General features: G+C 54.1%; 20 protein-coding genes. 9 read left to right on the top strand and 11 right to left on the bottom strand.

Annotated elements, in window-relative coordinates; genetic code table 11:
* Nucleotides 1-169: 169 nt before the first annotated feature.
* Nucleotides 170-1,258 carry a YjgN family protein gene (locus ACZ1HV_RS25180; RefSeq protein ID WP_298819278.1) on the bottom strand — a complete coding sequence of 363 codons (1,089 nt, stop codon included), beginning with the start codon at nucleotides 1,256-1,258 and terminating at the stop codon, nucleotides 170-172.
* Between the two features lie 378 nt (nucleotides 1,259-1,636).
* Here ACZ1HV_RS25180 and trhO point away from each other — a divergent pair, with 378 nt between their 5' ends.
* The 3 genes from trhO (at nucleotide 1,637) to ACZ1HV_RS25195 (ending at nucleotide 3,441) form a co-directional block, all read left to right on the top strand.
* Nucleotides 1,637-2,461: an oxygen-dependent tRNA uridine(34) hydroxylase TrhO gene (gene trhO / locus ACZ1HV_RS25185; RefSeq protein WP_298819280.1), complete on the top strand. Its 825-nt coding sequence runs from the start codon at nucleotides 1,637-1,639 to the stop codon at nucleotides 2,459-2,461.
* 127 nt (nucleotides 2,462-2,588) lie between these two features.
* On the top strand, nucleotides 2,589-3,176 hold the full coding sequence (locus ACZ1HV_RS25190) for a hypothetical protein (protein WP_298819282.1): 588 nt from the start codon (nucleotides 2,589-2,591) through the stop codon (nucleotides 3,174-3,176).
* A gap of 40 nt (nucleotides 3,177-3,216) precedes the next feature.
* On the top strand, nucleotides 3,217-3,441 hold the full coding sequence (locus ACZ1HV_RS25195; RefSeq protein WP_298819284.1) for a hypothetical protein: 225 nt from the start codon (nucleotides 3,217-3,219) through the stop codon (nucleotides 3,439-3,441).
* 27 nt (nucleotides 3,442-3,468) lie between these two features.
* On the opposite strand, the gene ACZ1HV_RS25200 is transcribed toward ACZ1HV_RS25195, so the two are convergent.
* Complete coding sequence (locus ACZ1HV_RS25200; protein ID WP_472716670.1) at nucleotides 3,469-4,368, bottom strand: LysR family transcriptional regulator; 900 nt, start codon at nucleotides 4,366-4,368, stop codon at nucleotides 3,469-3,471.
* A 107-nt stretch (nucleotides 4,369-4,475) separates the two neighbouring features.
* Here ACZ1HV_RS25200 and ACZ1HV_RS25205 point away from each other — a divergent pair, with 107 nt between their 5' ends.
* Both ACZ1HV_RS25205 and ACZ1HV_RS25210 read left to right on the top strand, forming a co-directional pair.
* Entirely contained in the window at nucleotides 4,476-4,907 is a 432-nt protein-coding gene (locus ACZ1HV_RS25205; protein WP_472716671.1) for a DoxX family protein, read from the top strand.
* Nucleotides 4,908-4,945: 38 nt separating this feature from the next.
* The gene (locus ACZ1HV_RS25210; protein ID WP_472716672.1) at nucleotides 4,946-5,944 is read left to right on the top strand and encodes a glutathione S-transferase family protein; all 999 of its coding nucleotides are present in this window, start codon (nucleotides 4,946-4,948) and stop codon (nucleotides 5,942-5,944) included.
* Here ACZ1HV_RS25210 and ACZ1HV_RS25215 read toward each other — a convergent pair.
* Together ACZ1HV_RS25215 and ACZ1HV_RS25220 are read right to left on the bottom strand one after the other, a co-directional pair.
* Nucleotides 5,933-6,823 (bottom strand): SMP-30/gluconolactonase/LRE family protein, encoded by an 891-nt coding sequence (locus ACZ1HV_RS25215; protein ID WP_472716673.1) that lies wholly within the window; start codon nucleotides 6,821-6,823, stop codon nucleotides 5,933-5,935. The two genes, ACZ1HV_RS25210 and ACZ1HV_RS25215, sit on opposite strands and share 12 nt — an antisense overlap.
* Nucleotides 6,824-7,033: 210 nt before the next feature.
* Nucleotides 7,034-7,501: an Lrp/AsnC family transcriptional regulator gene (locus ACZ1HV_RS25220; protein ID WP_298983987.1), complete on the bottom strand. Its 468-nt coding sequence runs from the start codon at nucleotides 7,499-7,501 to the stop codon at nucleotides 7,034-7,036.
* A 181-nt stretch (nucleotides 7,502-7,682) separates the two neighbouring features.
* Between ACZ1HV_RS25220 and ald the strand changes: the two genes are divergently transcribed.
* Nucleotides 7,683-8,822 carry an alanine dehydrogenase gene (gene ald / locus ACZ1HV_RS25225; protein ID WP_472716674.1) on the top strand — a complete coding sequence of 380 codons (1,140 nt, stop codon included), beginning with the start codon at nucleotides 7,683-7,685 and terminating at the stop codon, nucleotides 8,820-8,822.
* Between the two features lie 152 nt (nucleotides 8,823-8,974).
* Here ald and ACZ1HV_RS25230 read toward each other — a convergent pair whose 3' ends face one another.
* Entirely contained in the window at nucleotides 8,975-9,229 is a 255-nt protein-coding gene (locus ACZ1HV_RS25230) for a hypothetical protein (RefSeq protein ID WP_298819299.1), read from the bottom strand.
* A 210-nt stretch (nucleotides 9,230-9,439) separates the two neighbouring features.
* Here ACZ1HV_RS25230 and ACZ1HV_RS25235 point away from each other — a divergent pair, with 210 nt between their 5' ends.
* Entirely contained in the window at nucleotides 9,440-10,501 is a 1,062-nt protein-coding gene (locus tag ACZ1HV_RS25235) for a peptidoglycan-binding domain-containing protein (RefSeq protein ID WP_472716675.1), read from the top strand.
* 363 nt (nucleotides 10,502-10,864) lie between these two features.
* Entirely contained in the window at nucleotides 10,865-11,401 is a 537-nt protein-coding gene (locus ACZ1HV_RS25240; RefSeq protein ID WP_472716676.1) for a hypothetical protein, read from the top strand.
* A 244-nt stretch (nucleotides 11,402-11,645) separates the two neighbouring features.
* On the opposite strand, the gene ACZ1HV_RS25245 is transcribed toward ACZ1HV_RS25240, so the two are convergent.
* From ACZ1HV_RS25245 to pgi, 5 genes are all read right to left on the bottom strand, one after another.
* On the bottom strand, nucleotides 11,646-12,377 hold the full coding sequence (locus tag ACZ1HV_RS25245; RefSeq protein ID WP_472716677.1) for a DNA alkylation repair protein: 732 nt from the start codon (nucleotides 12,375-12,377) through the stop codon (nucleotides 11,646-11,648).
* A 604-nt stretch (nucleotides 12,378-12,981) separates the two neighbouring features.
* The gene (locus ACZ1HV_RS25250; protein ID WP_152500912.1) at nucleotides 12,982-13,254 is read right to left on the bottom strand and encodes a hypothetical protein; all 273 of its coding nucleotides are present in this window, start codon (nucleotides 13,252-13,254) and stop codon (nucleotides 12,982-12,984) included.
* Nucleotides 13,255-13,352: 98 nt separating this feature from the next.
* On the bottom strand, nucleotides 13,353-13,622 hold the full coding sequence (locus ACZ1HV_RS25255) for a bacteriocin (RefSeq protein ID WP_152504225.1): 270 nt from the start codon (nucleotides 13,620-13,622) through the stop codon (nucleotides 13,353-13,355).
* Nucleotides 13,623-13,673: 51 nt separating this feature from the next.
* The gene (locus ACZ1HV_RS25260) at nucleotides 13,674-13,943 is read right to left on the bottom strand and encodes a glycine zipper domain-containing protein (protein ID WP_152500913.1); all 270 of its coding nucleotides are present in this window, start codon (nucleotides 13,941-13,943) and stop codon (nucleotides 13,674-13,676) included.
* Nucleotides 13,944-14,200: 257 nt separating this feature from the next.
* The gene (gene pgi / locus ACZ1HV_RS25265) at nucleotides 14,201-15,823 is read right to left on the bottom strand and encodes a glucose-6-phosphate isomerase (RefSeq protein ID WP_472716678.1); all 1,623 of its coding nucleotides are present in this window, start codon (nucleotides 15,821-15,823) and stop codon (nucleotides 14,201-14,203) included.
* Between the two features lie 317 nt (nucleotides 15,824-16,140).
* On the opposite strand from pgi, the gene ACZ1HV_RS25270 reads away from it, so the two are divergent.
* The gene (locus ACZ1HV_RS25270; RefSeq protein WP_298959725.1) at nucleotides 16,141-16,767 is read left to right on the top strand and encodes a PilZ domain-containing protein; all 627 of its coding nucleotides are present in this window, start codon (nucleotides 16,141-16,143) and stop codon (nucleotides 16,765-16,767) included.
* A gap of 38 nt (nucleotides 16,768-16,805) precedes the next feature.
* Here the strand turns inward: ACZ1HV_RS25270 and eda are convergent, their stop codons facing one another.
* Entirely contained in the window at nucleotides 16,806-17,444 is a 639-nt protein-coding gene (eda, locus tag ACZ1HV_RS25275; RefSeq protein ID WP_472716679.1) for a bifunctional 4-hydroxy-2-oxoglutarate aldolase/2-dehydro-3-deoxy-phosphogluconate aldolase, read from the bottom strand.
* Between the last annotated feature and the right edge of the window lie 68 nt (nucleotides 17,445-17,512).

Raw genomic sequence — 17,512 nt, forward strand, 5'->3', positions numbered from 1 at the left:
GTCCTTCGGATCGTCCGACACAGGATTGTCTTCTACGTTGCATTCTGTCCTGGACGGCCTGAAAGCATATTTTTATGCGTCCGTACTCCGGGAACAACCTGCTTTCATGCGCATTCACATGAAAGCAGGTTTTGGGTTCGGTGCCAGTGCGGCAATTGCTCCTTTCGCTCTAAAGCCCGAATTCGATGCCTTCCATGGCGGTGAACTCGGCAGCTGCAGCTGAACCTTCCTGGATGTTGTCACCGACAAAAGTGTCCAGCGGCTCCAGTGATTGCAATTGCGTCTGGTCCGCAAAATAGCGCCAGGTGCGCACTGCGGCCCAGGGGCGCATCAGACCCAGTGTGAACAGGATGACGACAAGGTTGGACAGCAGGATCCAGAGGTAACGCCGGCGGCTGAGGCTTGAGCGAAGACGGTGCCGGTTCTCGTTCAGTGTTGTGCTGTTGAAGGCGATATTGCGGACACCGGCAGCATAAAAGATGAAGGCAAGGACCGGCGCTGTATAGATCAACACGCCGAACAAAAGGAAGCTGAAGGCGAAACCGGTGGGAACAGCGTCATCACTTTCAAAGGCCGTTCCGATGCCGGAAAAATCGATACCAGAGAGCAGTGCCACCGCAACGGAAATGATCCCGATGACAATGAAACCGAGGAACATGACAAGGATGGTCATACCCCAGTTGGCATAAAGGTCGCCGAGGTTTGGATCAGTCTTGAACGAGGAGTTTCCATAACGCAGGCGATTGCCGATATAGGCGTTGTGCATGCGTGAGGCCACGGGTGCCAGGACGCCGGCTGTCAACACTGCCACCATCGGCATGACGAGGAAAACAAGAAAGGCTTTCCAGTAAGACGGTTCGAAATTGAAGCGCAGGTTCCGGTAACTTGTAACGCGTGCATTGAATCTGATGGATCGGTTGAACAACCAGGGAACGAAGCCGAGATAGATCAGGATCAGAATACCGGCTAGGGCGGGGGATATGAACGCAAGCGCTTGGTAGATCACGAGCGCGATGATCACGATGATACGGCCGATCAGAATGTTGATCGGTCTGGCGTGATACTCGAAATTGTGGCCATCAAGAACCGTGTTTCCGTAAAAGTAGCGTTGATGCCGAACTTTGGCCCAGGCGCTGTAAATGCCGATAGTGACAATCGTGAGCAGCAGATTGACGATCCAGATGCCGAAATACTCGCCCGCCCGGCCGTTAAATTGAAACGGATGGGTCACAGGCGTTGGTTGGGGGGTCGTGTCCATGTCTTTGGCCTATTTGAATAGAGAAACCTGAATGCTGAATAGTATGCCTTTGCGAGAATGGGCATTAGCACGGAATGATTTGCTGGTATGTGATCTGGATACCAGAATGGTCTGATTAATGGAGTTCAGACCCGAGCACAATCATACGTTTCAGCATGGTTAAGGACACCGGCCTCGAAACCGGTTGCCGGGCCGACCAACCTGGTATGTCTCGGATTGGATATGGTGGGAGTGGGCGAAGGCAGGCGGCCAGGAGATCCGCGATACTGCGGACTTTGCAGACTGGCTATCGAGCCTGTATAGAGAGTGCGAATTGCGTATCAGCTGCCAGATTGTCTTGCGCTGTACCAGGCACATTCAACAAAAAGAAAAAGCCCGATGAACGATTTCCTCGTTGCCGCACTCTATTCGTTTACACAGCTCGATGATTTCGAGGCGCTGCGTGACCCTCTGAAGGCATTCTGTGTCGCGCAGGATGTGCGCGGCAGTCTTTTGCTGGCATCTGAAGGCATCAACGGCACAATCTGCGGTCCGGAAAGCGGTGTGCGCGCAGTTCTCTCTCACTTGCGCGCGGACCCTCGTTTGAAGGATCTGCATCACAAGGAATCCTGGACGCATCGCCACGTGTTCAAGCGCATGAAAGTCCGTTTGAAACAAGAGATCGTGCGCCTGGCTGTCGACGGTATCGATCCGAATGAGATCGTCGGAGAATATGTGAAACCTGAAGACTGGAACGACCTGATCTCCGATCCGGATGTTGTCGTGATCGACACGCGCAATGACTATGAATTCGCCTTTGGCACTTTTGAAAAGGCGCTCAACCCGGAAACGCAATCATTTCGGGAATTCCCGGCTTGGGTGGAAGGCCAGAAAAGCTTGGAGAAGAAGCCCAAAGTGGCGATGTTCTGCACCGGCGGTATCCGCTGTGAAAAAGCAACCGCATGGATGCTGAAAAACGGGTTTGACGACGTCTATCATCTTGAAGGTGGCATCTTGAACTACCTGGAGAAGGTTCCTGAGGAAAACAGTCTGTGGAAAGGCGAATGCTTCGTTTTCGACGACAGGGTTTCGGTGGACCATCAGTTGCAACCACGCTGGGGCGAGTGGGTGCCGGAAGAAGCCAAGCACATAATCAATGAAGACACAGACTACGAAAAAGGTATCAGGGGCGACGAAGCCCAGACTGCGCAGACCAAGGTTTGACACGAGTTCAGTCCCGAATTGGCACGAAACGCGTTAACGATTGTTAACTTTTTCGCTTTAACCCATTGAAGAACTTCCCTAAAGTCAATGAGCAGAGCCGTTTCTGCACCAGACTGGGGGAAGTATCATGCGTCGCAGGTTCTGGAGCGCGGTCGCCGCGCTGGTGATTAGTCCATTGATGGGGTCAGCTGCATTCGCTGGCGGCCAGGCGCTTTCCTGCTATGAGCAGGCAACCGTGCCAGCTGTCTACAGGACTGTTCATGAGAAGGTTCTGGTACAGGCCGCGTCCAGCTACGTGGTGAAAAAGCCCGCCGTCTACGGCTATCAGAGCCGACGTGTTCTGGTCCAGCCTGAGCGTGTGACTTACCGCAAAAGCCCAGCCGTCTATCAGACGCAGCACCGCCAGGTTCAGGTGCAGCCAGCAAGCATCGGTTGGGAATACCGGATGATCAAAGGCCGCAATGTCTTGTGCAAGATCAAGCACCCAGCCGTTTTCAAAACCGTCAGTCAGAAGGTTCTGGTTCAGCCGGCATCGAAAGTTGCCGTGCGTCACCCAGCTGTCTACAGCTCGGTCAAGGAAAAGGTCCTGATCCAACCGGCAAGGAGCCATGTGGTCCAGAAGCCGGCAGTGTACAGAACAGTAAGTCGTCAGGTGCAGGTTCAACCCGCCAGGACAGTCTGGAGACCGGTAAGGGTTCGCGGCTGTCGTTATTGAGGCACCTTGCGATGATCTCTTATGTTTCCGGAGAAGGCCGATGATTTGTACCTTGATAGCCTCTTCCATTCTTTTGAGTGTCGAAGGCGGTTCGATGGCTGTTCTCATTCCGGAAAATCAGTCTGTGCGGATTTTCAACGAGAAGAACGCCAACGGTGAAAATGCGGTCGTGCATCTTTTCGGTGAGACCAAGATTCAGGTGCCGGGTGTGACCGCCGAACAGGTGATTGCTGCGCTGAAATCATGCGGCAAGGATCAACGCTGACAGGCGATCTACGACCCAGCGCTGAAATCACCACTCCGTGGCGGTTTCAGACAGCTTGTCCGCCAGAAAATCGACAAAAGCCCGGACCTTCGGCGCCAAGTTACGTTTGGAATTGTACAGCGCATAGACGTTGATGTTGAACGCGTTGAAGTCGGACAGGGTGGTTTCCAGCCTGCCTTCTCGGCGCTCCTTGGCGATCATGTATCCCGGTATGAGCGCGATTCCGCTTCCTGCAAGGACGATATCCTTGACCGCTCGCGCACTGTTTACCGCAAGCGGCCCGTTGACCTGAACGGATCGGATTTCCCGATCCATCTTGAAGGGCCAGGAATAGGCGTTTTGAAAGTTTGTGTCGATTACACATCGATGATGTTCAAGGTCGGTTGGATGTGCTGGTTTCCCGCACCTTCTGAAGTATTCGGTTGAGGCGCATAAGTGGATCGGGGCAGGTGCGAGCTTCCTTGCGATCAACGCTGAGTCCGCCAAATCGGCAATTCTGACGGCGACGTCAAAACCTTCGTCGACAAGGTCGATGTGCCGGTCTGTCAGATTTAGATCGACGGAGATCTCCGGGAACTTTTCGGTAAAGGCCGGCATCAGTGGGGCTATGAACATCTCGCCAAATGTTGTCGGCGCTGTCACCGACAGTCGGCCACGAGGGCTGGCTGCCTGGTTCTGGATCAAGGCCTCCAGTTCCTCAACATCTTCCAGGATCTGCCCGCACCGCCCATGGAAGATGCGACCAGCCTCGGTCAGACTGAGGCTTCTCGTTGTCCGGTTCAAAAGCCGTGTTCCCAAATGCGCCTCAAGCGCCTGTACCTTTTTGCTGGTCAATGTTTTCGACAAGCTCAGTCTGTCGCCGGCCTTGGTAAATGATCCTGTTTCAACCACGGCCAAGAAGGCGCGCATGCAATCGATAAGGTTCATATTGTGTACTTTTTTGATACTATAAGTTTCTAGTTCAGTTATTTATCGCATATTTTTCTTCAATTATGTCTCTGGAGCAACAAAAATCTGACTTCAGGGAATTTGTGATGATCGATACCAGGACCGCCCCTTATGCCGCGCTTGTGTTGCGCGTTTCGCTAGGGCTTCTCTTCCTTGCCCATGCCGGGCTCAAGTATTTCGTCTTTACGCCTGCCGGCACGGCTGGCTTTTTTCAGTCTCTTGGACTTCCAGGGGCTTTGGCCTACGTCACAATTCTGGCGGAGGTTATCGGTGCGCTGCTGCTCATCAGCGGGTTGTTTGCCCGGTATGTAAGTCTTGCGCTTTTGCCCATCCTTCTTGGAGCAATCATCTTTGTTCATGCGCAAAACGGCTGGCTGTTTTCCAATGAGAACGGCGGTTGGGAGTTTCCCGCGTTCTGGGCACTGGCGCTGATTGTTCAGTCTCTGCTTGGAGGCGGGGCCTATGCGCTCTCATTTGATGGTGGAAGAATAACTCTGCAACAGGAACCGGCGGCCTGACCATTGGCCCCTTTGACTGCTTAGCGAAAGGCAAGATCATGCTTGTTGATGGAAAGTGGAGTGCCGACTGGCACCCTTATCAAAAGAACGACGACAAGGGACGGTTCGTTCGCCAGACGTCCAGCTTCCGTTCGTGGATCACGTCTGACGGTAGTGCCGGGCCGGAAGGCCAGGCCGCGCACAAGGCGGTCGCCGGTCGTTATCATCTCTTCGTCAACTACATTTGTCCCTGGGCCGGGCGCACCCTGATTGCCCGCAAACTCAAAAAGCTTGAAGAGCTCATCTCAATATCTGTTCTGGAACCTGTGATGACCCGACAAGGCTGGAGCTTTGGCGCATTCCCGGGGTCCACTGGTGCGGACACGGAGATCGGGGCAAAATACATGCACGAGCTCTATTCAATGGCCGACCCGGGATATAGTGGTCGGGCTTCAGTTCCAGTGCTTTGGGACAGGGCAAGACAGACGATCGTCAACAATGAGTCCGCCGATATCATCAGAATTTTCGACACCGGTTTTGAAAGTCTGACCGGAGAGAAACCAAGCCTGACACCGACTGAAAAGAAGTCTGAAATTAAGGCGCTGAACAAGCTTCTTTATAACACTCTCAACAATGGTGTCTATCGGGCCGGCTTCGCGAGAAGCCAGGCTGCTTATGAAGAAGCGGTCAAAACCATTTTCGCGACGCTCGATACGCTTGAGACGAAATTGTCCGATGGGCGTACATACCTGACGGGAGACGATATCGTTGAAAGCGATATCCGTCTTTATGTGACGCTGGTTCGCTTTGATGCAGCTTATGTCGATCTCTTCAAATGCAACTTGAAGACTATTCGCGAGTATCCAGCCTTGAGCGGCTACCTTGCGCGGCTCTACAAACAGCCCGCATTTGGTGACAACACGCGGATAGATCACATCAAGGCGGGCTATTATTCAATCGAGGCGCTCAATCCCGCAGGTCTTGTTCCTGTAGGACCGGCATTGCCGTTTTTGAACAAAGGTGCTGTGGAACCAACACCGGACCGGTCAGCGGCCTGATGTTTTAAAGCGATAGGTTTTCCGGCCAATTTGGCCGTGGCCTTCGACCAGGAACAGGCCGCCTGAGAGTGTGTCAGGCTCGATGGCTGTTGGATCCGCCGGTTGCTTGATGCTGGTCACGATCAGATGATCCAGTTCCGGGCCGCAAAAGCAGGGCATGGTCGGTTTCTCAACGGGCATCCTGATCGCCTGTAGAAGATTGCCGTCAGGCGCAAAGCAATTCAGGACACCTGCTGAAACGCCTGCACTCCAATAGTTACCGGCAGCATCGACAGTTGCCCCATCGGGACGTCCGGTTTCATTTGTCTGCTGGGCAAAGAGCATCTTGGATCCGAGCGTGCCTGCGACAGGATCGAAAGAATAATACTCGATCCAGCCCGGTGAGGTATCGGAATGGAACATATACGTTCCGTCCGGCGTCCAGGCGAGGCCATTGGAACACAACAGTTCGTCGCGGATTTCAGCAGCCTCTCCGGAGGCATCGACCCGGTAAAGGCCGGCAATCGGATCGCGCGGCGAGTTGGTGTCCATGGTTCCGACCCAGAATGCTCCGTCCGGGCCGACCTTTCCATCATTCAAACGTGTGCGCGGCTGGTCAGGCTGGATCTCCGCCAGCACCTCACTGTTGCAGCTTTCCGTATCGAACAGCAGCACCTTGTCCCAGACCGCGACGATCAGTCTTTCGTCCTCTGTCAGGCCAAAGGACCCGACCTCATTGTCGAAATGCCAGGTTGTGATGTCATGGCTCTCCCAATCCATCGACTGGATCGTGCGGCCCTGAATATCAGCCCAGAGCAGGCGGTTTTTTCTGTCATCCCAGGTGGGGCATTCGGCAAGCTGGTAGGTCGTGTCGATAAAACGGGTGATCGTGTGAGACACCGGCGCGGGTTCCTTGAAAAACCAAGTCTTTGAATGGAGGCGGACTATAGCGGGCGGGGCTCGCGGCGTCGAGACTTCAAAAGGACGCCAGGCTGCCAGTGCAGCAGCGGATGAACATGGCCGCGACAACGTCCTTTGGTGACCACAGAAGCGGACGGACAAAGCTGCGCGTCATCCGTCGAGAAAAACAAATGAGTGCCTTGCCGAGGCCTACTCACCGTTGAGTGGTATTGCTGTGCGTCGGACGATCGGCCGGATTGCGAAGGAGGATTTCATGCGAAGGACGCCTGGCAACTGAGCCAGATGATCCCGATGTATCCTCTCAAAGTCCATTGGGTCATGCGCCGTCAGACGCAGGATATAGTCCGCATCGCCGGCCATTAGATAACATTCCATGATCTCGTCTGAGCGGGCGACCGCGCGCTCAAAATTCTCGAGCGTCTCCTTGGACTGTCCGACAAGCGAAATCTCGACAAAAACATCCATGTGTCTGCCGAGTTTCTTCTGATTGAGAAGTGCAACATATTTTTCGATGATCCCGGCGTCTTCCAGAGTGCGCATCCGGCGCAGGCATGCTGAAGGAGAAAGACCCACCTTGTCGGCAAGGTCCGCATTGGCGATGCGCCCTTCGCTTTGAAGCACATTCAGGATTTTTCGGTCGAGACGGTCGAGCTGCATTATGTTGCACCGCATATATTGCTGTCATGTAATGACAAGTTAGCAGAAAATTCGAAGATCGAGAACTCTTGCGCACAAATCGTGTGCTGCTTGTCATTTTAAGAACAGTGAACGCAAGCACATTCGACAAGAAGGCGCGTAGAATTGAAAGCAATCAAAAACGCTTTCAGAGGAGACGGAAATGCGTATTGGTGTGCCGAAGGAAATCAAGAACCACGAATACCGGGTCGGTCTGACACCGGACAGCGTTCTTGAAATGATTGCACATGGTCATGAAGTCGTTGTTGAAACGAAGGCTGGTGTCGGGATTGGTGTGAGCGATGCCGACTATGAAGCCGCTGGGGCAAAGATCCTGCCGACGGCGAAAGAGGTTTTTGACGCCGCTCAGATGATTGTGAAGGTGAAGGAACCGCAGGCAGGCGAACGCGCGATGCTGCGCCCGGATCATATTCTTTTCACATACCTGCACCTGGCTCCGGATGCCGAGCAGACAGCTGATCTGGTAAAGTCCGGTGCAACCTGCATTGCTTATGAGACTGTGACCGATGCGCATGGCCGTTTGCCGCTTCTGGTCCCCATGTCCCAGGTGGCGGGTCGGCTGTCGGTGATTGCTGGTGCCAAGGCGCTTGAAAAAGCCCATGGCGGCTCCGGCACCCTGATCGGCGGTGTTCCCGGTGTCGAGCCGGCGAAGGTCGTCGTGATCGGCGGCGGTGTCGTTGGCGCTCATGCCATTACCATGGGGATTGGACTTGGTGCCGATGTTACCGTGCTTGATCGCAACACGGCGGTTCTTGGTGAACTCGCTCTTTCATTCGGCCCGGCCCTCAAGACAGTTTATTCCAGCAGAGCAGCGCTTGAGAGCCATGTGCTGGAAGCTGATCTTGTTGTTGGCGCAGTTCTGGTTGCCGGTGCAGCAGCTCCGAAGCTTGTATCGAAGGATCTCGTCGGCCGCATGAAACCGGGTTCGGTGCTGGTGGATGTGGCCATCGACCAGGGCGGTTGCTTTGAAACATCACGGGCAACAACCCATTCAGATCCGACCTATATCATCGACGATGTTGTTCATTACTGCGTTGCCAACATGCCTGGCGCAGTGCCGAAAACCTCGACCTATGCGCTCAACAACGCAACGCTTCCGTTTGCGCTGGCACTTGCGGACAAGGGCGCTAAGCAGGCACTGCTCGATGACCCTCACTTCCTGCCGGGCCTGAACGTCATTGGCGGTCAGGTAACCTGTGAAGCTGTCGCGACTGCACTTGGATATGACTATGTCGATCCGAAGGTCGCACTGGAACAGGCTGGCGCCAGCCAGGCGGCCTGATCTGACACATACGAATCTGAAAGAGCCGGCTTTTCGAGCCGGCTTTTTTGTTGATCCAATCCTTGCCAAAAAGCAGGTGGGCAAAACAGTAAAAGCGTGAATTGTGGCCGCGTTCTAAAGGCGCGTTCCTGAATGCTCAAAGCCTTGAGTGGCTATTTTGTCGGTTTGAAAATCGTATCAATAGCTTCAAACATGGTGTGGTAGAGCCCGACTTCGTCTTTGGCGAAATCCCCGTGCGGCACGGTTTTCTTGGCTTGGTTGAGCAGGTCGGACTTTATGGCGTCCAGGTCAATCCCTGCAGTCTCGGCATGTTTTTCAAGTTCAACATGCAGCCGTTTGGCAATACCGGCATAGGCGACAATTGCCGTCACCATGTGGGTAGGTTCCTCCGGTATCTCAATTTTCATGAACTTTGGGTCCCTTGCGCTATCTTTGGGGGCATGCCGATGTATTGATAGTCACTCTATACATCCCGCCATCCATGTCTCCGATCAAATCTTTCTGAATGTGACTAGGATCACTTTCATGGATGCCATCTCAGAAGACACTGTTTCTGGAAACCAGGTATCAGTTGAGTGAACGTGCCACCGGCACAGAAGGCGAGTGAGTGGTTTGCCATGTTGAACTTAAAATCACCGGAGTTAAATTCTGTCGCCGTGTTAAGGCAGTTGACGAACAGCAATTATCTGAAGCGTGGCCGCAGAGGCCCAGAAATTGCGGCCGCACAGAAGGCGCTGGATCGGTTGGGATATGACATGACCCACTCAGAAAGCGTTCCCGGCGTCTTCGACGGTGTTTTTGGTGGTGGCACTGAAGCAACCATCAAGCTGTTCCAAAACCATCAGTACATAGTGGACGATGGGCTGGTTGGTCCGACTACAATCGGAAGGGTCGACACGGACCTTGCGTCTCTGCCATTTCCAACCGCCTCTGAGTTGGACGACACCTTCAAGATCATGGGTTCGGCTAAACCTGCCAACTTGAAAGAGGGGCACATCTGGCGGCCTTCCAGTTACGTACGCGCCGTGCGGGAGCAAATGGAGGATCTGTTCAAAACCGGAACCGTGCCGCGCGTTGTCTTCCATGCCTTTGGACCACTGCCGCGGAAAATTCGAGTTATCCCTGAGGGCGACCTGAAAAAAGCAGATGCCCGTTTCAAGCCGGCGAACGCAGGTCAGCCTCCACGTCTGTTCTTTACGCCTGGGAAGTATGTTCCGGGTTCGCCGTCCTACCTGGGGCCGGGCTTCAAGGCGGGAATGACACTGCTTCATGAGATTTTTCATGCAATGCGTGATTCAAATGGGAAATATCCATCCGATCAGAATGTTGCCGGACTGCATCCGGCGACCCATCCACCGGGAGAAGAAACGGGCTCGGTCAAAGCGGCCGATCGAAAGTTCTGGTTCAAGAACCGGGGCGAGTTTCTTGCAATCACTGTCGTCAACATTTTCAGGTCTGAGCTCAACCAGGAACCCCTTGGCAATGGACGGGTCGTCAAACTCTTGCGAAAGGATCATGGTTCTTCCTTCGAATTTCAGAAGATGGCCAGCCCTGAATTGTTTCACAAGAACCCAGAGTTTAGGGACCACCTCGACGAGCTGAAAAAAGAGCAAGGTGGCCTTTTCTTTCGCCTTGCCAAGGTGGATGCGCCTTTTAACCCGATTAGGGATTTCAGTTGAAGGCGATCTTTGAGTGTAGGTGCTATGAAGCTGCTGCGTGCGACGCGTTGCTAAAAGCAAAAAGACTGCCGCCAAGTTCAAGCAGAAAATCAACTCTGCCGCTGTCTTCGGCACGCGCTGGGTTACCTGCCTCACGATTTCAACGGTCATGGGTTGTCTGGGACACCCGTTCCAAACCATCAGAATTCGTATGATCGTGTTCAGAAACTGGTGCGTTTCAGCGATTGCAGTTGTTTTTCCATGTTCTTCGCTATCGCATTCAAACCAGCCCTTGAGGGCTTTAGAACTATGTTTTTCCATAGGTTTTTATTTGCCCAGTGCTGATCTACGTTTTGTAGATACTATATTTTTTGGAGAGCATTTATGGCTGACAATCCCTGTGATGTCCCTTGGGACAAATATTGGAACAAGGAAATCTGCAGTGTAATTTCAAACGCAAATGCACTCGGAGGCGAATTTGAAAATGCAGCAAAAGACCTTCGAGCACTCGCGCGGGCTACGAGCGACATTTACGCAGAGGGCAAGCTGAACGCAGCAGCAGACAGGCTCGATAAGGCAAGCAAGGCGCTGAAGCAGCCCAATAAAATCAATGAAGCATTCAAGGCTTTCAACGCGATCAAGGCCTTTCATGAGAACTACAAGAAAATCACCCCTCAGTTGATTGAAAAGGATCCCGATGCGGCTGCCGATGCGTTTGGAAGAGTGCTGGCTGCAGGGGGAGAGGCGTTCGACAAGATGGGCCCACCTTTCAGTGTTTACAGCAAGTTTTTAACGGATGCAGGTGAGCTTATAGATGGCGTATTGCACGGTCTGATGCCTGACAAACGCAAGGGTGCCGCTTGGGAAATGTACCGGAAAGCGATGAACGGCGAATTGAGGGGCGACAAGCATTTGCGGTGATGCTCAAGCGCACCTTTACCCAGTAAATCACAATGAAAGATATCAAGAGAGCGGAGCCGGGGTTCTGACACTCGGCTCTGCGAGTGGGTTAAAAGACTGTGAGGTAGCTGGCTGCTTTCTCATGCTGCAAATTGTCGTTCGTCGACAGGTTTTAAACCGGAGAAAGAAAGCTTCGCAAAAGTCTCGCTGCCCCTTGATGCCTCGGCAATAGCAGAATGTCCGATCCCCTCGCCAAACGTGATTGTCAGGCGGATTGGTCAAAGACCGCTTGCCGTTCCGCGCCTTTGATGTCGCGCAGTGCGTAGAGTGTAATTGTACTGCTTACACCGTTCTTTCGCAGACCTATGACATAGTTCAGCACTTCTTCCTTGTGCCACCGCATAAGATCTCTCAAACACCATCCCACTCCAGTCTGCACCAGGTGTTCTGGATCGTTTATCAACGCGTCACAGTTCGCGAGTGCAACATCCTTGTACAATCCAGACTTTGCAATTTTGCGGGTGAAAATGACGACGCTTGCTCTACGAAGCCATAGATCATCATCGCAGTTCCACGAAACAAGCAGTTCAAGCAGCTCAGCTTCATGGATCTTTAGCACCTGGTTCAAGAGTGACCCGGTATACGCGTCTATCTTGCTCCAACCCTGAAGACCTCTGATCAAGTCCTCCAAGAGATCAAACCGGTCCGGAGTGAAATACTCGGGAATACGTTCCAGCAGTGTCAGTGCAACAGTCTTTTGCTCACCGTATCCGGAGAAAACAAGTCGCTTTGCCAGACAAACCTTCTGTTCATTGTCGAGAATGGAGAAGTCAGTTTTCAGGTCAGAGAGCACACGTTTCATTTCCGGTGCTCTGACCCCATACCCGAGATAGCGTGGATCTGGCTCGTTCGCATCCGCTACATATGGCGAAGAGTCTCCGAGTGTTCTGAGTTTCAAAACGACCCGTTTGTGCAGCTCATCAATTGGAGTGTTCAATCAATGCCCTCCCAGCTGGTAATGCCTGTCTGACTTTAAAAACGAGCAAGCAATCTTCTGCATTATCTGCACAACCAACATCTAGAACGATTGCAGTGACATCGAAAATTACTCTGTTCGCAGACAATCGCAATTTGTAAGGACATAGCCAGATTGAAGGCAGCGCTCAAAACCGGTGGGCGTGAGCTGGACGCACGATTGCGCTCGTATTCCTCCTTATTGAAAGTTGTGGTTTCGGTTGTTATTTTCGCTCTATGGGGGAATTTGGGGGATTTAAGGTTGCGTTGCGCGGCCTGTTAAGGCGGATCGCATATCGTCTCATCAAACGGGATCTTGAAAAACAAGCTCCCGGCGTGAAAGTCGTTTTGCCTGAAGGTGAAAATCAAAAGCCCAGGGAACGTGAGAAGTAGGTTTTTTCAGGGTAGGTGCAACCGAACGGTTCTTGGGTGCTCTAAAACGGGCTTGGCCCGGACAAGCACGCAATGAAAGGGCGGCAGGGTATTTGGACGAAAACGAAGACCTGCTTGACCCTTACGGACTTCAACTGCGCCAAAGTCGCTTCAAACGAATTAGCCTCTGTGCTCGCAGCGATATCTTTGAGGTTTCAAGGACATCGAACTTTGTAAGGCGTTCCATATTCATCATGGGCGATGCAATTTCGTGGGGTAGTGACGACGCCGACAATGCCGCCGCCTACAGCGCCAAGGGCTGCGCCGGCTATGGTTGCGTTGACAGTCGATCCGGCAACCGCGCCAATCGTGGCGCCGGTCGCTGCGCCAAGCCCGGCGCCGATCAGCATTCTGTCCCGCTGGCTCTCGGTATTGGCGCAACCTGCCAAAAGAACGGCGAAAGCTGCCGCAGTTAGGATGGGTTTCATCCGAGTTTGCCCCCTGGCGAAATTCAGTCCGCCAAGGGTGGGGATTTATGGTTAACAGTTCCTTACCAGCCTCGGGTTATCCAAGGACGGATAGGCTGTTAAGGGCAGACAACCCTGTAGGGATTGCCGTAGCGGTCATACGCGACACAGTTTTTCGGTGTCGTTGCTGCCCCGACAATCGCGCCGCCTGCTGCGCCGATGGCAGCGCCGGCAAGCGCAGGTCCTGCACCGTTGCCGGCCGCAGCGCCGATGATCGCGCCTGTTGCCGCTCCAAGACCGCCACCAACAAGCGCGCGATCCCTCTGGCTGTCTGACTGGCAACCTGCCAGAAAGGCTGCCGATGCAGCAATAAGAAGCAGTTTTTTCATCATTTCCATCCTACCGGTCACATCACCGAGGTGTTGCCTGTGCGTCGCGTCTTACGGGCAAGCCACGCGGTACGGGTTACCGTAGCGGTCATAAGCAACGCAGTTTTTCGGTGTCGTGGCAGATCCGACAATCGCACCGCCGGCACCACCGATGGCTGCACCTACAAGCGCGCCGCCGACATCACCAGTGGCCGCGGCACCAATGGCTGCACCTGTTGCCGCGCCAAGGCCGCCGCCGACGAGGGCGCGGTCGCGCTGGCTGTCAGACTGGCATCCGGCCAGCGCAAGGCCGACTGCAGCGAGCAGTACAAGCTTCTTCATGGAATTCGTCTCCTTTCCGGCCGCACGTGACGGCGTGTCAATTCATTAAAAGTCTGACCGAAGGTAAGCTGCTTTGCCGTTCGGGGCAATCGTTCATTCTTCCAAGCGTTTTGCGGCCACCGGGATATCTGATCAGAGTTCTTCAACGATGTGAACCAGATAGCGCCGTTAGGGCGAAAGTATGACGCTGACACGCGTTCCAGAGCGCCCGTTGCCATAAACGTTAAAGTGTTGCTTTTCGACCGCTCGGAAATCGTTCAGCTTCTGAGCGCTGCCAACAGTCCTTTTGTGGAGGCATCTTTGGTGTCTGCACTCGCGTCGCCCTTGACCATCGGCAGTAGCGCGGTCGCCAGTTCCTTGCCCAGCTCAACGCCCCATTGGTCGAAGGAATTGATGTCCCAGATAACGCCTTCGACAAATACCCGGTGCTCGTAAAGCGCGATCAGGCGACCGAGTGCAAAGGGCGTCAGGCTGTCATGAACCAGCGTGATAGACGGACGGTTTCCCGGAAAAACCTTATGAGGTGCCAGCCGTTCGACTTCGTCATCGGTCTTGCCGGAAGCTTTCAAAAGAGCTTTTGCCTCTTCCAGCGTTCTACCCAGCATCAAGGCCTCTGACTGCGCAAGGCAATTGGCGACAAGCAAGTCATGATGGTGCTTCAGATCGTCTTCGTGCCCATTGGCTGCGATCAGAAACTCACAAGGGATAACTGTCGTGCCCTGGTGGAGCAATTGGTAGAAAGCATGCTGGCCGTTTGTGCCGGGTTCGCCCCAGACGAGTGGGCCGGTTTCCTGAGTAACGGGTGTGCCATCCAGTTTGACGCTCTTGCCGTTGGATTCCATATCCAGCTGCTGCAGATAGGCGGGCAGTCTCGACAGGCGCTGGTCATAAGGCAGGACAGCCCGTGCGCTGTATCCAAGAACATCCCGGTTCCAGATGCCGATCAAGGCCATCAATACAGGAAGATTGCCAGTAAGGTCGGCCTCCTGAAAGTGCTTGTCCATGGCATGGGCACCTTCCAGAAAGTCTGAGAAGGCATCGGGACCAATGGCAATCATCAATGGCAAGCCAATGGCCGACCAGACGGAATAGCGGCCGCCTACCCAATCCCAAAACCCGAAGACGCGCGACTGATCGATGCCGAATGCGGCTACTTTGTCGAGCGCGGTTGATACCGCTGCGAAGTGGCTGCCGACCGCATCTTCGCCAAGCGTGTCGGCGATCCATTTGCGTGCGGTTTGCGCGTTGGTCATGGTTTCAATGGTGGTGAAGGTTTTGGAGGCGACAATGATCAGCGTTGTCGCAGGATCCAGCTTTGCCAGCGTATCGGCAACATGGGCTCCATCCACATTGGACACATAATGGAGTTCCGGCCCATCGTGATAAGGTGCCAACGCCAGCGTGGTCATGACCGGGCCGAGGTCTGAACCGCCGATGCCGATATTGACGACATCGGTAAAGGGGGTGCCCGTGGACGATGTCAGCTCCGCGGATCGCACCGCTTCGGAGAAGTCTGCCATGGCGTCCAGAACTGTACGCACATCCGGCATAACGTCAGTGCCGTCGACAATCACGGGATCGTCCGACCTATTGCGCAAGGCCGTGTGCAGCACGGCCCGGTTTTCCGTGCCGTTGATTTTTTCACCGGAGAACATTGCGGTGCGCCGGCCTTCAACGTCGGCAGCTTTTGCCAGATCGACAAGCTGAGCCAAAGCTTCGGCATCGATGATCGATTTGGAATAGTCGAGAAGAAGATCATCGGTTTTTGCTGAAAACGCATTGAAGCGTCCGGGGTCGTTCGCGAACAGATCCCGAAGCGTGGTGTTTTTCAGTTTCTCGGCATGCTGGCTGAGCGAAACGAATTGGGCTTCGAGTGCCATGAACGTCTCCTTAAATCGGTTTAATCATCTGAATTTAACCGTATTTTGGTTTCCGCGCTTCCATTAGCACAGGCTGTTCGGAAGGGGGAGGTCAAAATAGAAAATATGCTGCCGGCGACGGTCTCGCGATTTCCAGCCGGGTTCCACCACGCGAGCCTCGCGCGCTTGTGACAAGTAAATTGCGTGTTGTGTCAATTACAAATTTTTTCAGGTGTGCCTACCATTGCAACCTGAGGGGGACGTGATTCTCTGCCCAATCTTGCAGGGCAAGACCAGTTTCTCAATGTTTGGCAACGAGCCGGAGCAAGGTTTGCGGCATGACGACGGAAAGCAGTGAAAATACCCTGTTTCACCTCAAGGATCAGCCGGATGCCGAGGAGGAAGTGCTCGTCGTTGATTTCGACAACCTTTCAGTGGTCAACGCCGTGGTCTCAAATGTCAATGAATGGGGGTGCCGTCTGACATCTGTCGATATTCAGCAACTTTACAAGAATATTGGCATTCGGGCCAAGGACGCTGGCAAGCTGGTCAAGGCGCACGTGACTTCCGTGAAGGGTAACGATGCGGCCGTCGTTTTTGCCAAGCAGGAGAAAATGGGTTCCGACAAGCGCCGTGAAAAGCGCAACGACGTCAAGATCCCAGTCAAGATTGCTGACCTGGACGGCATCACCGAGATCGAAGGAACCATTGTCGATGCCGGCAAGAACGGGTGCCGCGTCAAGGCCAAAGGCCTGACGGCACTGCCTGAGGAAGTCCTGCTGACGATGAACAAGTTCGACAGACCGGTGGTTGCCGAATTTGCCTGGCGAAATGAGTCCTCTGCCGGAATGCGCTTGTTGTGGAACAGAACGCTTGAACAAGACGACACCACGGCAGGTGGCGCAGCCGATGATGCCGATATGTCTTCGGAAGACGATCCCATGCAATCGGCAACCGAGTTCTGAGCTTCCCGTAAGCGAAGCCCAGCCTGATCATCGGATTTCTAGTCGTTCAGACCAGCGGCTGCACGCGCGCGTTCCTCGATACCCGACCAGTCTTCTGAAGCGATCGCCTTGGCATCGGCAATCCAGGAGCCGCCGACGCACAGTACGTTCGGCAGTTGCAGATAGTCCGGTGCCTTGTCCAGACTGACGCCCCCCGTCGGGCAGAACTTGGCTGTTGCGAGCGGCGAGGACAGGGACTTCAGATAAGAAGCGCCACCAGCCTGTTCGGCAGGAAAGAATTTAAGACGCTCGTAGCCACGCTCCAGGAGCCTCATGACCTCCGATGCGGTCGCCGCACCCGGCAGGAGAGGCACGCTGTGCTGATCAGCTGCATCCAGCAGCGCATCGGTGGCACCTGGTGACACGATAAATCGTGCACCGGCCGAAACGGCAGCATCATACTGCCTGTCATTCAGAACTGTACCGGCACCGACGATTGCACCATCCACGTGCTCGTTTACCGCATCGATTGCTTCCAGCGCGTGTGGGGTGCGGAGCGTGATCTCGATGGCTGGAAGGCCGCCCCGGACGAGCGCCTTGGCCATTGGCACAGCCTTTTTCGGATCTTCAACGACCAGAACCGGGATCACCGGAGCAGCGCACATCACACGTTCGATCTTTTCAATGTCCTGGGCCATATCGCCTCCAAAGTCTCTTTCTGGTCTCTTTGTTGAACGCAGTGGACAGGGCCAAACCTACCAGCGTC

It is taken from the genome of Roseibium sp. JB4-4 (genome assembly GCF_055693425.1).